Source organism: Paenibacillus glycanilyticus NBRC 16618 (genome assembly GCF_004000805.1).
Taxonomy (GTDB): domain Bacteria; phylum Bacillota; class Bacilli; order Paenibacillales; family Paenibacillaceae; genus Pristimantibacillus; species Pristimantibacillus glycanilyticus.
Window position 1 is genome coordinate 205,540 of record NZ_BILY01000001.1, and the last position, 15,125, is coordinate 220,664.

Annotated in this window: 12 protein-coding genes; 2 read left to right on the forward strand and 10 right to left on the reverse strand. The window is 50.9% G+C overall.

What is annotated here, in order from left to right:
* Positions 1-39: 39 nt before the first annotated feature.
* The 8 genes from PGL01S_RS00765 to PGL01S_RS00800 form a co-directional block, all read right to left on the reverse strand.
* Positions 40-927 carry an ABC transporter ATP-binding protein gene (locus tag PGL01S_RS00765; protein ID WP_127490662.1) on the reverse strand — a complete coding sequence of 296 codons (888 nt, stop codon included), beginning with the start codon at positions 925-927 and terminating at the stop codon, positions 40-42.
* A gap of 3 nt (positions 928-930) precedes the next feature.
* Entirely contained in the window at positions 931-3,801 is a 2,871-nt protein-coding gene (locus PGL01S_RS00770; protein WP_127490663.1) for an ABC transporter permease, read from the reverse strand.
* Between the two features lie 47 nt (positions 3,802-3,848).
* Complete coding sequence (locus tag PGL01S_RS00775) at positions 3,849-4,901, reverse strand: efflux RND transporter periplasmic adaptor subunit (protein WP_127490664.1); 1,053 nt, start codon at positions 4,899-4,901, stop codon at positions 3,849-3,851.
* A complete protein-coding gene (locus PGL01S_RS00780; RefSeq protein WP_127490665.1) occupies positions 4,864-5,601 on the reverse strand; it encodes an ABC transporter ATP-binding protein in 738 nt (245 codons plus the stop codon). Before PGL01S_RS00780 ends, PGL01S_RS00775 begins: the two co-directional genes overlap by 38 nt.
* Positions 5,602-5,789: 188 nt before the next feature.
* A complete protein-coding gene (locus PGL01S_RS00785) occupies positions 5,790-6,800 on the reverse strand; it encodes an endo-1,4-beta-xylanase (protein WP_127490666.1) in 1,011 nt (336 codons plus the stop codon).
* Positions 6,801-6,848: 48 nt separating this feature from the next.
* Entirely contained in the window at positions 6,849-8,360 is a 1,512-nt protein-coding gene (locus PGL01S_RS00790; RefSeq protein ID WP_127490667.1) for a glycoside hydrolase family 43 protein, read from the reverse strand.
* 34 nt (positions 8,361-8,394) lie between these two features.
* Complete coding sequence (locus PGL01S_RS00795) at positions 8,395-8,892, reverse strand: DUF1854 domain-containing protein (protein ID WP_127490668.1); 498 nt, start codon at positions 8,890-8,892, stop codon at positions 8,395-8,397.
* Positions 8,892-11,075, reverse strand: coding sequence for an ABC transporter ATP-binding protein (locus PGL01S_RS00800; RefSeq protein ID WP_244935466.1), 2,184 nt, complete (start codon positions 11,073-11,075; stop codon positions 8,892-8,894). The genes PGL01S_RS00795 and PGL01S_RS00800 overlap by 1 nt, the downstream gene beginning before the upstream one ends.
* A gap of 311 nt (positions 11,076-11,386) precedes the next feature.
* Here PGL01S_RS00800 and PGL01S_RS00805 point away from each other — a divergent pair, with 311 nt between their 5' ends.
* Positions 11,387-12,547 carry a glycoside hydrolase family 27 protein gene (locus PGL01S_RS00805; protein WP_127490670.1) on the forward strand — a complete coding sequence of 387 codons (1,161 nt, stop codon included), beginning with the start codon at positions 11,387-11,389 and terminating at the stop codon, positions 12,545-12,547.
* Positions 12,547-12,747: a hypothetical protein gene (locus tag PGL01S_RS00810; protein ID WP_174806509.1), complete on the forward strand. Its 201-nt coding sequence runs from the start codon at positions 12,547-12,549 to the stop codon at positions 12,745-12,747. Before PGL01S_RS00805 ends, PGL01S_RS00810 begins: the two co-directional genes overlap by 1 nt.
* On the opposite strand, the gene PGL01S_RS00815 is transcribed toward PGL01S_RS00810, so the two are convergent.
* Complete coding sequence (locus PGL01S_RS00815; RefSeq protein WP_307719621.1) at positions 12,744-13,679, reverse strand: AraC family transcriptional regulator; 936 nt, start codon at positions 13,677-13,679, stop codon at positions 12,744-12,746. The genes PGL01S_RS00810 and PGL01S_RS00815 overlap by 4 nt on opposite strands.
* Positions 13,603-15,033 (reverse strand): glycoside hydrolase family 43 protein, encoded by a 1,431-nt coding sequence (locus PGL01S_RS00820; protein WP_244935467.1) that lies wholly within the window; start codon positions 15,031-15,033, stop codon positions 13,603-13,605. The genes PGL01S_RS00815 and PGL01S_RS00820 overlap by 77 nt, the downstream gene beginning before the upstream one ends.
* Positions 15,034-15,125 lie beyond the last annotated feature (92 nt).

Genomic DNA, 15,125 nt, shown 5'->3' on the forward strand with positions numbered 1-15,125 from the left:
CTTTTCTTGTATATTCCATTAACCGCCCTTACGAGCGGATCATGGCATCATTTCCTGCGGATAAAGGATGATGCGCCCTTCCTCCATCTCAACTCGCACCTTGTTGCTGTCCTTGAAGCCCTCGGCATCCAAATAGCCTGCGGGAATCTGGAGACGTCCTGCCTTATCGAGAACCGCATATTCGATATGGCTTTTCTGCTCGGCCTGCAAATGCTCGGCATCCAGCCGTGCCAGCTCATCGGCATACGATTCTCTGCGGATCATCTCCGCAGAGGTTTTGCCGTCCCGGATCTGCACGACCCTGTCGACCTTGCGGGCCAGCAGCGGGTCATGCGTGACGATCACAACGGTAATGCCAAGCGTCTGATTGAGGTTCCGGAACAGATCCAGCACCTGCTCAGAGGTCTTTGTGTCGAGCGAGCCGGTTGGTTCGTCCGCGAGAAGCAGCCTGGGCTCATTGGCTAAGGCGATGGCAATCGCCACCCGCTGCTGCTCGCCCCCGGATAGCTCGCTGAGCTTGTTTTTCAAGCGATGGCCAAGTCCAACCGCTTCCAACAGCTCGATTGCACGGGCTCTGCGCCGCCTCCCCTTCAGGAGAATGGGCAGCTCTACGTTTTCAAGAGCCGTCAGATAAGGAATTAGGTTGCGGGCATTGTTCTGCCATACAAAACCAACTGTCTCTCGTTTATACTTCACAAGCTCCTTTTCGCCGAACGCCAGCAAATCCTTGCCGTCTACGAACAGCCTGCCTGCAGAAGGCTTATCCAGACCGCCCAGCATATTCAGCAGGGTCGACTTCCCGCTCCCGGAATTGCCGATGATTGCCATCAGCTCACCGTCTTCGACCTGCATATCCAATCCTTGCAAAGCAACCACCTCGAGATCGGCGGTTTTGTAGATTTTGACGAGCTCCTCGCATCTGATCATGGTTTATTCCTCCCCCAGCTTCAGCGCCTGAGCAATCCGCGTCCGGGACAGCCGGTAGCCAAGTATAAGCAGTCCAATCGTGAGAGTAAGGCCTACGATACTGTAAAGCTGCAAATAATCGCTGAGTTTATAGACGATTTCGAATGGCGGAACCTGCTCGGCCGTCGCAAATGACATTTCGAAAAGCGGGACGAACAGCTCGCTGGTCATGTTGCCGATTAACACGCCGATAATGACGGCCGCGCCGGAGGTAAGGAGCTGCTCGCTGAGCAGCATGCCGATAATTTGCGGGAATGGAATCCCCATTGCCCGCAAAACCCCGTATTGCAGCGTTCGGCCGGATAAGGCGAGCACCCAGAACAACAGGAAGCCAAAAAAGCTGATCAGCATGGATATGACAAAGCCCAGCGTCATGACTCCATTGATGGCCAGGCGGAACGGATCATTCTTGGAAGTAATCAGCTCCTGCTTCGCGTCATGCAGACCGGTCACATTGATTTTGGCTGCGGTCAATTGATCATAGACGGACTGGCTGGAAACGCCGTCCTTCAGCTTCAGCCACACTTCATAAGGCTCAACAGCCAGCCGGTTCTGAATCGTGCTTAAATGGCCGACGATCAGATTTGGCTTCGTTGGTTTTTCTTCACCATCGGCAGCAGCAGGCAGCGGATTCCAGCCCGGCCAATAATCAATAATGCCGTAGACGGTGAATAAGGCTTCATCCAGTCCGTCCCAATAAATGGTTATCGGATCTCCTGGCTTTACCTTTGCAGCGTCAGCAAGCGACCGCGAGATGAGAACGGCCTTCGGATTGGTCGCCATAAGATTCAGATAGCTGTTGATCGGATAATCGAGAAGACCGTCCTTCATCCAGGCGGTTTGACCGAAATCCTTCGTATCGATACCAACCAGCGTAGCTGCGCCGTTTGTTTTTTTCGCGCTGCCTGCACTGAATCTGGCCCCTTCCTTCCGGAATACCTTGGCTGATGCTTCAACACCGCTGAGCTCTTGAAAAGGCTGGAATGGCGGTTCCGTATATTGCACCCGCTTCTCGCCGGAATTGTCTCCCATCTGATTCTGAAGCTCGGCCCCCTGCAGGCTTGGCGGAGGAGCGTCGCTTTCCCATCGCGTGGTCAAGGTCATATCTGCGCCAATGTTATATTGGATTTTGCTTTCCATGTTATCGTTGATGGTCCGGGCCGCATTGGCACTGAACAAACCGGTAGATACCGTCAAAATCAGAAATACTTTGATCGTCAAATACTGGCCTGAAGAACGGCTGATTTGTATAAGCGTGTTGTACAGCGCCGGCGGCCACCACTTGCGCCCGACCCAATAAACAAGCCGAATAAACCATGGATAAATTCTTAGCACCAGCAGTCCGGCTCCCAGCGCAAATAGCGCGGGCATTAAAAACAGCAGCGGATCCACCTGCAGGTCATCCGAATTCAGGGCCAGACGCTTCAAATCCTCCTGCCGGTTATTGAAATTGTAGAGCAGATACAGAGCCAGGCCGGCAAGCAAAACATCGATGCCTGTCTTGTGCCAGAAGGAGATCCTGGTCAGTCTTGCCGCCTGCTGCTTATGGCTGACGATCGATACCCGCGTTGCGAGAAACGCCGGGATCAGGATAAGTACGATCGCTCCGCCTACAGCCGCGGCCGCAATCTTGTACGCATTGCTTGTCAAGCTGACCTCAAGAGCAGAGCGCTGCACAAATTCAAGAAATCCGCTCGCGGCCCCCAATACTTTCGTGAAGGTAACGCCAAGAAAAGGACCCACGGCGAGCGCGCTAATTCCAAGCACCAAGCTTTCAAGCGTATAGGCCGTCATAATCTGGAGCCGGCTGGCTCCTCGGCTTCGAAGCACGGATATTTCCGTTTTTTGCCTTTCAATGACGAGATTTGCCGCCATATACAGATAGAAACCAAGCATGAGCATCACCGGAGAATACAAAGACAGCATCATCACATCAAGTTTATCTTGCTTGCCTTGATAGGAGGCTATCGTCTCATTCGCGGGAATATTAATCTCTGCGGAACCAAGCCGTCCGCGGAAATAACTTCGAATCGCCCGATTGGCTTCGGTAAATGCCTGGATCTTATCAATGCTCATCTGCTTGTAGTCCAGTGCATAACGCCATTCCAGGTCGGATACTCTTACCTTGCCGTCCTTCGCAATAAATTCGCGCTCGAATTGCTGGAAGGGAATGATAAATCCGTCAGGCTCATCCGTCGCCAGAAAAGGCAAATACGGATCTGCTGCCGGATCGGTATCGATAATCCCCACCGGAATGACCCGGAACAAATGCTTATCCGCCGTCTCCGCCAGAAGTTCCTCCCCTAAATCGCGTTTAACGGAATTCAGAAACTTTTGCGTAACCACCGCTTCAAACAAGCCGTCCGTGCGGTCAACCGGCATTCGGCCGTCAATCAGATGCACTCTCTTTTCCATATCGGACAACGATTTGAAGCCTCCCGTTGTCTTTTGCGTCTTCTTCTCCTGCTCTGATGCATCCGCCCCGTACACCTTCATCTTTTGGGTGAAGCGCTGCTGATAAAAGGACAGCGCCTCCAATCCCATCCGCTCGGGAATCGATTGAATGTACCGGTCCGCGCGTCCAATTGCCTGAGCCGTTTTCTGATCCATCTTGGTCGAAGACACCGATGTGCTGACCCGCACGTAACCGGGATATACGGAATTCTTGCTTTGGACCAGCTGAAGCTCCTTCTGCAGAGTCCTCTCTAGAATGGCATTCGAATAAAGCGGCATTGAGCTGAAAAGAGCCACGCATACGGTCAGACCAAACCATAAATTCAGCTGAAGCCATTTGTTGTTTGCCATCTTGCGGAGAATCATTGTCCATAATGCCATGCGTACACCTCATTCTTGCGCCCTGTCATCAAGGCTTCGTTATACCGTCAATTGTTCAGAATGACCTGCTGTCCTTCCTCAAGCCCCTTAACGATCTCCACCTCGGTTGGGGTTGTTAGACCCACCTCGACATCCACTTCTTTTTTTCGCTCGCCGTCTGCAACCTGTACATAGGACCGGCCCATGTAAGACCGGATCGCCTTACGGGGCAGCACGATGGCATTTTCGCGTTTTTGAAGCTCAATGGTCATATCGGCGCTATGTCCGATTTGAATGCCGTCTGGCGCATGATCGATCCCCATAACAATGGTTACGGCATTGCCGTTCGGCTTTGCCTGATCCGTGCTGACCGGAGCGCTCGATGGAGACTGCAGCACTTTACCCGTATAGTCCTTTCCCTTGTACTTCAGGCTGACGGGCATTCCTGCCTCCACGCCAAGCACATCCTTGGCATCCGATGCCACATAAGTCAATTGCATGCTGGAGGGGTCGGCCACCGTAACGATGGTTTGATAGGCATTTACGCGGTCCCCCGTTTTAATGGAATCGACGTAGATCACCGTTCCCGAGATTGGAGAGTACAGCTGCGACTTGTTAAGCCTGCTTTGCATGGCCTGCAGCGATATTTGTTCCCGTTCAAGGTCGATTTCCTTGAGCCGTTTGTCTGTTCCGGAAGCTCCCTCCCTCACGGCTTCGCTATACAGAAGCTGCACCCGCTCTACGCTCAGCTTTTGCAGCCTTACCTGCAGCGCCAGATCCTCTGTCTCCAGCTCAGCCAGCAGGTCGCCGGCCTTCACCTCTTGCCCAAGCTTGACATTAACGGATTTCAGCTGTCCGCCCGATTCGGTAAATGACAGCGTCTTCACATTCGAGGAAACAAAGGTTGCCGTACCCTTCAGCGAGGTTTGAATACTGCCGCGAGTTGCCTCCACCAGATCAAGCTTTTCCTGAACCGGCTGAATAAGCGGTGGCTGCAGTACCGCTTCTTCGCGGGGAAGAAGAGAACAGCCCGACAGTGTTAATGCAATGATTGCAAAGACAGCAGCCCGCTTTGTTCCCCTGCTAGATAAGAGGCGCATGATTCGTTGTTTCGGATACAATTTTTCCATCCTCCAATGCAATAACATGATCGACGAGCTCCATAATACCCGGGTCATGCGTAGTAAGCAGAATCGTCATTCCGGAACGGTTAACCAGATCCCTGAATACCCGCATCACCTGCAGTCCCATTCGGCTGTCTAATTCCGCAGTGGGCTCGTCTGCGATCAGAAGCGCAGGTTCATGCGCAATGGCACGCGCAATGGCCACTCGCTGCTGCTCTCCACCGGACAACTCCATCGGACGATGCTTCATCCGCTCCCGCATGCCCACCCGTTCGAGAGCCCGTTCGGCTGCTTCCTTGTTCCCTTTCACCTGCGTGCCTGCTATCCGAAGCCCAAACTCCACATTCTCGTAAGCGGACATAAGCGGAATCAGCCCGAACGACTGAAAGACCAATCCGATCTCCTTGCGGCGCAAGGCATTCCTCTCTTTGGCCGATAAGCCGGTCATTTCTATCCCTTGAAAAAAAACCTGCCCTTCAGTGGGCTCATCAAGCGCGCTTAAAATATTAAGCAATGTTGTTTTGCCGGAGCCTGAACGCCCTTTCAACGCGACCATGGAACCGGCCGGAATATCAAGTTGGATATCTGACAGAGCCGTAACTCCGGCATTCCCTTTCCCGAATACCCGCTTTATGCCTGTTGCCTTAAGCAGTGTTTCTCCGATTGTTACTGCCTGTTCTGCCTGCTTGGCCAGCATGATTCTTCCCCCCTTTCCCTTTTAACGCCCCTATTTCTGCCTTCTTTAAAAAGTGTAGTGCTAACAGAAAGAGGCAACAACCTGTCGGCTTTTGGTATAACACCTGCCAAGGTATAGAAAGTGCCGCAAGCTTACGAAGCCAAAAAAAGCACGTTCCATTTGGAACGTGCTTTACTCTAAGCTTCCTTCTATTGTCCAATAATCTCCTTAACCACTTCTTTTGGACGCTGCTCCGTATCGAAGAGAAGAGGCCAATTTTTCCTTCCTCTGACCGGAAAGTGATCCAGCCAGGTATAATCATCCGCCGCTCCCCAGAAGGTTACGCTGGTCAGTACGTCCTTATATTCGCGGAACAGTTCGAAAAATTGCTTGTATCTTTCTTCCTGCAGCCGAATCATATCAGCCGTAGGGGCCGTAAGATCGGTTCGTCTATCGTCAAAAGCAAACATGGACACATCCATCTCGGTAATTTGCAGCTTTAAGCCAAGCGAAGCATAACGTTCGATAGCTTCCCGGATCAGATCCAAAGACGGATCAAACAGATTCCAATGCGCCTGGAGACCGATGCCGTGAATAGGAGCTCCGTTTTCAAGCAGCGCTTTCACGAGGGAGTAAATCTTTTCTCTTTTGCCAGGGTTGCATTCATTGTAATCATTGTAAAACAGAAGAGCATTTGGATCGGCTTCATGGGCAAAGCGGAATGCCTGCTCGATGTAATCCTGTCCGATGCCATGCAGCCATTTGGAAGGACGCAAGCTTTCTTCGCCGTCATCCGTCACGGCTTCGTTTACGACATCCCAGCAGTAAATCGTATCCTTGTACCGATTCACGACCGTCTCAATGTGTGACTTCATCCGGGCAAGCAGCAGCTCGCGGCCGGCTATTCCTCCATGACCGTCCTCAAACACCCAGTCTGGCGTCTGATTATGCCAAACCAGCGTATGGCCTCTAAGCTTCATGCCATTCTCACGGGCGAAGCCCGCAATCTTATCTGCTCGCTCGAAGGTGTACAGCTGTTCCATAGGATGAAGGCTCTCAAACTTCATTTCATTCTCCGCGGTTATGCTGTTGTAGTGCTGATTCAACAGCTCGCTCTGGCTGACGATCGTGCGATGATTAACCGCCGCACCAATCAAAAAATCATTTTGAAATGCATCGGCTAACGATTGCTTATCCCGCTTATTAACTGTACTCTCCATGCTTAATCGCACCTCTTCTTCCTTTGAAATTTTACTACCCGAGCCTTGTTAAACCATTCTTGTATAACGGAAGTAGTCAAAATCAACATAGCCTCCGGATTGCTTGGTTGCATAATTGAACAAGCCAATCCGGTAGCCCATGAAATGATCCAGCGTGTACTTCATCTGCAATGGGCGTCCGATCGCTTTCCACTCTGCCCCGTCCTCCGAATAATAAAAATAGGCCAGATCAATGCTGTCGCGGAAATCAAAATCAATTCTCACATAAATCCGGCTGCCGTTATATTCAAGCTTTTCCACGGCTTCCATTCCGCCGTCGCCTCGGTTTATCCCCATTACGACATAACGCTCACCATTGTTCTCCGCTTGTATGCCCACTGTGCCATACCCGCTTTGCAGTGCGACAAGACCGGCATAATCACCGTCTTTCATAGCGGACAAATCAAGCACCGTTGTTCCGCTGCACGCCGGCCCTTCCGTCCGCTGGGTCAGCGTGTTGCGAGCCAATACGACACGATCAACGATATCGCCGGTTTGCAATCGTAAATAACCCGGCCGGGCAGTGACCGACCAGCGCGAATTGTCCGGATTATGATTCCATTGCCAGTTCAATGCCAGCTTGTTCTCTTCATAATCAAACTCATCGCTGATCACGAGCGGCATAGACACCGACTCCGGTAAATTCGTCTGAAATGTTACAGGCGCTTTGCCGCCGTCGCCAATCACCGGCCAGCCATCCCGCCAAGTCAAAGGCAGGATGCAAGGAATCCGTCCGACCGCATCATGATCCTGGAATAAGAAGGCATACCAATCACCGGCCGGTGTGTCGATGATTCCGCCTTGCGCAACTCCCTTGTTGTGATAGCCGAGATCATCGTCCAAGATGACTTTATATTCATAAGGCCCAAGCAGCTCCTTGGAGCGATAGCACAGCTCCCTGCGTCGGCCATGTCCGGTTCTTGGCCAGTCGATAAAGAACAGATAGTAATAACCATTCATTTTATAAGCATGACAGCCTTCAATACGCAGTCCAATGCCATCCCGCTCTCCTTCAAGCAGCAGTTGACGAATTCCGTCAGGCTTAATGGAAGCTGCATCCGCTGTTAGTTCGGTAATATAAATATCTCCATTGCCGCTGAACACAAAGACGCGGTCTTCGTCGAAGAGGAGTGCCGGATCATGCAGCAGCCCCTTGATCACCGAGCGTTCCCATTTTCCATTCTCAATATCTTCGGTCCGGTAAATATAAAATTGCTGCATATCGTTACTGGAGAAGCAGACATAGAAGGTTCCGTTATGATAGCGCAGGCTGGATGCCCAGGAGCCTTTTCCGTAAATACCTTTGCCGTCCGCTAGATTGTGGGCAGCATGATCTTCGATCCTGTCAAATACGTAATTGACAATCTCCCAATCCTTCAGATTGCGAGATTTCATAATCGGACAGCCGGGCATGGAGTGCATGCTGGTGCTAACCATGTAAAAAGTGTCTCCTACTCGAATCATATCAATATCCGGTACATCCGCCCAAATAATCGGGTTCGTTATAATAGTACTGCTCATTGGAAGTTCCCCTCTCTTTTTTTGATTAATAGATTTAAAGGACATCTTCCAGCTGCCGCCTGCTGTGGGCATCAAGGATTTGCCAATCGGCAATCTCGCAGCGTTTGCCATTCATATCCGTCAGAACGATCCGGTTGCCTCCCGGGAATTGAAGATGCTCGTGCAGATTTCTCATCGTCAGCCTCGTTTCGCCGAGATGGGTCTCGATTTCCCATATCCACAAATCCGACTTAAACTTCACGCTGGTTATATGTTGTACTTTAGGCAGAAAATATCGGAATTGAAGTTCCTTCTCCAGTTCAGTTGCGCATTCAGCCGACAATTCCGCAATATTGCGGATAATGCCTAGCTCTTTCCCCTCAGTCGTTCTTACCGAAATATATTCGGAAGCAAACCGGAAAGGAAAGGTCCGGTAGATAACTAGTTCTTCGTACGGTTTACCGTCCACCACGCCTTGCAGAACGCCGCCCTTGCCGCGGCTGAAGTAGATCTCTTCCGGCTTAAACATCCGGATATCGTATAGGTCTGCCATCAGCCTTCTACCCCCTTAATCTGAGCCAGCTCTTTCTGCGCATCCACAAGCTTGCGGTAAAACCCTTTTTCCTTGCCCAGAAGCTCTTCATGGGTGCCGACCTCAACAATTTTGCCATGGTCCAATACGACCAGCCGGTCTGCATTGCGGAGTGTAGACAGCCGGTGGGCGATGGCGAATGTCGTCCGGCCTTGGATAAGCCGGGAGATCGCCTCCTGAATCTGCTGTTCAGTTTCCGTATCAACGGATGCTGTAGCTTCATCCAGAATCAGAATGCGCGGATCATGGATAATGGCCCTTGCAATTGCCACGCGCTGCTTCTCGCCGCCGGAAAGTTTATGCCCTCGTTCCCCTACGCGCGTGTCGTAGCCGTCCGGCAGACGGACAATAAACTCATGCGCATTTGCGATTTTGGCTGCCCGCATAATCTCCTCGGGCGAAGCATCCGGCTTCGAATATGCGATATTATCCGCTATGGAACCGTCGAACAGGAACGTCTCCTGAAGCACTACGCCGATCTGCTTCCGCAAATCGGATTGGCTGATTTCCCGGATAGAGATACCGTCGATATAGATATCTCCTTCATCCGTATCATAGAATCGACAGATCAGATTAATAAAGGTCGACTTGCCTGCTCCGGAATGCCCCACTAGGCCAATCATCTCGCCCTGCCTCACCCGGAGATTGATGTCTTTCAGTACAGGATGATGCTTCTCATAGCCATAGGTGACGTTATCGAATCGAACCAGACCTTGAATGGTCCCAAGAGCTGCTGGCTGATTAGCTTCCGGAACTTCCGACGGCGTATCCATTATTTCGAATACCCGGTGGGCGGCAGCCATGGCATTGCTTGCCCAGTTAATCATTTGGCTGACCCATTGCAAAGGTCCAAACAACATGCCGAGATAAGCGACAAGAGCCATTAGAACCCCAAGCTGCATATTCTCATGAAGCACCTTGTTACCGCCGTTAAACCAGATGAGCAGCGTCCCAATTCCCGCAATAAAATTAAAAGCCGGGAACATGAACTGCCATAGTCCCTCCATCCGGATATTGTTCCGAACCACTTCGACATTGGCACTTGCATAACGGTTCATCTCCTCCCGTTCCCTGCCAAATGCTTTAACGACACGGATACCCTGCAACGAATCGCCAACAAGGGTATTCAAGCGGAAGATGGAGCGCCATTGCTGGTACCAGCGGCGCCCAATCTTCGGCCAAATCGTCATCGACACTGCGATCATGACCGGTACGGGCAACAGCGCAAATAGCGACAGCTTCCAGTCCAGGCTCAGCATAATAACGAATATCGCGACGATTCGCAAAGATTCTCCGCACACAAAGACGACCCCGTCTGTCATGAACTGCCGCATCGCTTCCGAATCGCTGTTCACGCGCCCGATAAACTGCGAGGTTTGCCGGCGGTCGAAGAACGAGATGGAAAGACGCATTAAAGAACCGTATATATCCTTGCGAAGATCCCCCATTAGCTTAGAGCCGACCCATACGCCGATGTATCCTCGCACAGTCTGCATGACGGACAGCATCAAGGTTGTAACGCCTAACCCTAGAATAAGAAACAATAATATAGAGCCCTTATTCTGGGCCTGAAGCACATCGTCGATAATGACTTTTGTCAAATAAGGCGGAACCAACTCAACCAATGTGGTCAATATAAGCATGCAGGCCGCTGCTGCCAAATGTCCTTTATAGGGCTTGGCATAGCGCAGCATCCGGGCAGCGGCTTTACCGCTGTTCATACACAGCTGGCAAACCTTCGTGCCTTCATGAAGCGGATTGCCGCAGGTTGGGCAATGCTTAGGAACATCTCGCTCCGATAATACCGGCAGTTCTTCTCTCTTCGCAAGCGCACTGATCAGCTTTGCCGCGAAGTTGAATACCGGCGTCATTGCTGCCGTATAACGCGCTATAACAACGGGACAATCAACGGTATCCGCGAGCAGCATGCCACCTCCTACCGCTGCGACAGCACGTGCTTCTTTCAATTCGCTTACTGCAAACTGAATAGCCGGCGAACCATCTTTCTGCCACACCCTGATGTCTTGGTCCGTCACTGCCAGCCATTGTTCTCCGAAGCGGCCGTCGAACAGCAGGTCGGTTTTTACGCTAAACAGCAATTCTCCTGTTATCTGCTTCCGCAGCTGCTCAGGCAGTTGATCCATAATGGACATAGTCTCCTCCTGCTTAATTGGATATAGCCGTCACATCGTAACTGACACAACAAGGAAAGTTTAGCTCTACCCGTCAGCTCCAGCAACCTGCCGGATTTCGGCTCTATTACCCGTCAAGTTATAGATAACCGGCACAATTCATATAGGGACAAAACATAGCCTCAGCAGAAACAACAATTGTCCATATAGAAGCAACGTCAAGCTATAGGCTGCCGCAGGCAACCTATGTTTAAATACTTACGAATCATTCAAATTTCAAATCCAGCCCTTGTCTGCGGGCACAAGAAAGGAATGTGTAACTTTTGGATAAGCCTCTTGGCATAACTCCCGCTATGGGATGGAATTCATGGAACACTTTTACCTGGGACATCAATGAGCAGTTGATCCGGGATGTTGCCGACCGATTCGAATCGGATGGATACAAAGCGGCAGGTTATGAATATATCGTCATTGATGATTGCTGGAGCCTGAAGCAGCGTGATCAGCAGGGGAATCTTGTTGCTGATCCAGCCAAATTTCCAAGCGGGATGAAAGCACTCGCCGATTATATCCACTCGAAAGGCTTGAAATTCGGGATGTATTCATGCGTTGGCACCCATACCTGCGCAGGCTTTCCCGGCAGCTTTGAGCATGAATTTCAAGATGCCCAATTATTCGCTGAGTGGGGCGTCGATTATTTGAAGTACGATTATTGCTTCAAACCCCGGCATATCTCGGGAGAGCTGCTGTACAAGCGAATGAGCCTTGCCCTTAAAAACAGCGGACGGGACATTCTCTTCTCTGCCTGCAACTGGGGCGAGGATAACGTCTACCAGTGGATACGTGAGTCAGGTGCCCATATGTACCGGTCAACAGGCGATATTCAGGATCACTGGGATTCTATCAAAAATCTGGCCCTATCACAGCTGGACAAGGAATGTTATACCGGATCCTTCTGCCATAATGATCTGGATATGCTGGTTGTCGGCATGTACGGGGGCAGCAATAACTCGTTTATCGGCAGTAAAATAGGCGGCTGCAGCGACCATGAATACAAGACTCATTTCTCATTATGGAGCTTAATGGGTTCACCGCTCATGATTGGCTGCGATATCCGTACGGCTAATCAGGAAACCAAAAATATTTTGCTCAACCCGGATCTGATCGCTATCAATCAGGATATCGAAAGCCGCGGAGCCTACCGGATTAAGCCGGAGCCCCAATGGTTCCATGCGGATGATGTCTTTATGCTGGTAAAAGTACTGACGGACGGCGACGTGGCTATCGGCTTCTTCAATCTAAGCGATAATCAGCGGGAGCTGTCGCTGCAATTTTGGGATATTGGTCTTCCTTATGCTTCCGGCTTCTCCTTATCTCTGTATGATTGCTGGGAGCATAAGGAGCTTGGCGTGTTCACAGAGAGATTCGCTCCCGTAGTGCCGGCACATGACTGCCTGATTGTCCGTGCCAAGCTGGTTAAATAATGAGCAGCAAAACTTGCATGAACTGCCAGGCCTCTCTTCAGGCGGATGATAGAGCGATATACATGAAGCTTGTCTCCAGAACGGCTCAGCAGTTCTTGTGTATCGATTGTCTCGGAGCAAAGCTGAACTGCGGACGTGAGCCCATTGAGAAGCTGATACGCTATTTCCGGGAATCCGGACACTGCGTCCTCTTCCGTTAATGCTTCTCGTCCCGACCATGCAGCGTCATATACTCAGAAGGTGTATATGACGTTGCTTTCTTAAATACCTTTGAGAAATAAAGCTGGTCTTTGTATCCTACCGAGCAGGCGACCGACTTGATAGACAAACCGGACGACATCAGCAGCTCCCGGGCTCTTTCCATCCGGTATGCGGTCATATAGCCGGAAACAGACATTCCGGAAGCCTCCTTAAACAAACGAAACAGATAGCTCCGCTCCAGGCTGACAGCATTCACAATATCCGATACCGTCAAGGTTGTCCGCCAATAATTAATCATGATATATTCCTTCGCCAGCTGGACATAATCAATCGGTTGAGCTTCTCTTGGATAGAACTCCACATAATAAGAAAGAAGCAGACGTAATTGAGCTTCCGTTCTCATTTTTTCAAAGTGCCTCGTATCAGCGCCTACGACCTGAGGGAAGTAGGGCTTTAAATCAGCCGGACATGCGGCAACTACAGGATTATCCGGCTCAAGCCCGGTCATCGCTATCAGCCTCTCCGCCTCATCTCCATTAAACTCGATCCATACATATTCCCAAGGATCCTCGGGATCAGGGTAGTAGTAGATCTCCGTTTTCGGAAAAATCATGAAGCTGTCGCCTGTCGATAACGGATACTGCCGATTATTTGTCTCCAGCGTTCCCTTCCCGCTGATTATAAAATGCAGTGCATAAATATCACGTACGCCAGGTCCCCACTTATGCCTGTTGGCGGGCTTATAGCCGCTATAGGTACAAATTAACTGACTGCTGTTAAATGCATCCAACAACCTCATAAAATTTCCTTTCCAAAAAAAGACCGCGGCTTTGAGTCGCCGCGATCCTCTCCTATTATTGGCCGAACTGCCAGCTATGCAGCTTAAACAGCTTGCTGTCAGGCTGTCCCTTGAACACGAGGTATAAGTCATGTACGCCTTCTGCACCGCTTACCTCCGTTTGGTATTCCGCCGCTTGGTCACCCGTTGCCCGAACCGGCAAGGTTCCGATCAGCTTGCCATCCGCCGCATCCAGCCGCAGCTCAACGATTGCAGCTGCGGATGCTTCCGATACCGAAGCCGCAAAACTGGAAGCGCCATTGCTTCCGAAATCAACCTTGGATAACGCTATCCAATCGCCGCTGTCAATATCGGTTACGGTCAAGCTGCCATCCGAGGAAGCTTCCGTGGCAATTCCCGCATTCCATCCTATCGTTGCCGCCTCTACTGACTCATAAGGATTAAATAATTGCACTTGAGCTGCGCCTTCGTAATTCGCCGTAATCTCCTGAATCGACCGATCGGCATCCTGGAACTTAAGCTCATTCAGATGCGTAGAACGGTAACCCTTCGGAACTCCCATCGCTTTCGACAAGGTTTGAGCATGGTAAGCAATATACCAGGCATTCTTAAACTCGAAGATGACGTGATGATTGTTGCCGCCTACTCCGAAGAAATGTCCGGGATTTTTCAGAATCGTTCCCCGGTACGTCCACGGTCCCATCGGACTGTCGCTGGTCATATAAGCGATCTCTCCTGCAGGAGGGCTGCCCTCCGGACGGTCGCCGTTATAGAAGTTCGAGCAGTACGTAAAGTAATAAGTCCCGTTATATTTGTTAATGCCGGCATCCTCAAACATAAATGGGGCCGGGATAACCTGCGCTTCGCCTACTACGCTGATCATATCGTCTCCAAGCTGCATGACCCGTGCCGTATCCGGACTTTCATCCTTGCCCTCCGGCACACCGCCGCCGAAGTAGATATACGCCTTGCCGTCATCGTCCACGAGCACGGCCGGATCGAATAACCAGGTAACCTTCTCAACGCCTGGCGTTGATCTTAAGATCAGCGCTTTTCCGATTGGATCCTTCCACGGGCCGATTGGGCTGTCGCCTTCCAGCACGCCAATTCCGCTCGCATTATTCGCAAAATAAAGGAAAAACTTGTCTTGTCCATTAATGACCTTATGGGCAATAGCAGGGGCCCAAGATTGCGTGGCCCATTTGGCAGCGCCTTCAGAACCTGCAACGTTGATGATGCCGTGATCCGTCCAGTTCATCAGATCCGCAGAGGAAATAATGCCAATCTTGTTAATGTTGCCGTACGTATTATCCTTCACGCTTCCATCCTCGCCGTATTCGAGCACGTCATTCGTCGTATAAAGATAGACGCGGCCATCAAACACGAGAGCGTAAGGATCCGCCCCGAATTTATGCGAAACAAGCGGATTTCCTTGCGGCGGTACTTTACCTACTGCGCTAGCCAGTTTTACCTGTAAATCTTCCATTGTTAATTCCTCCTGATTCGTTATCGAATGATGGGATGTGATCAATAGTATGAGAACGGCTGTAAAGCAGCCTAGTCCTACAACAATGTTCA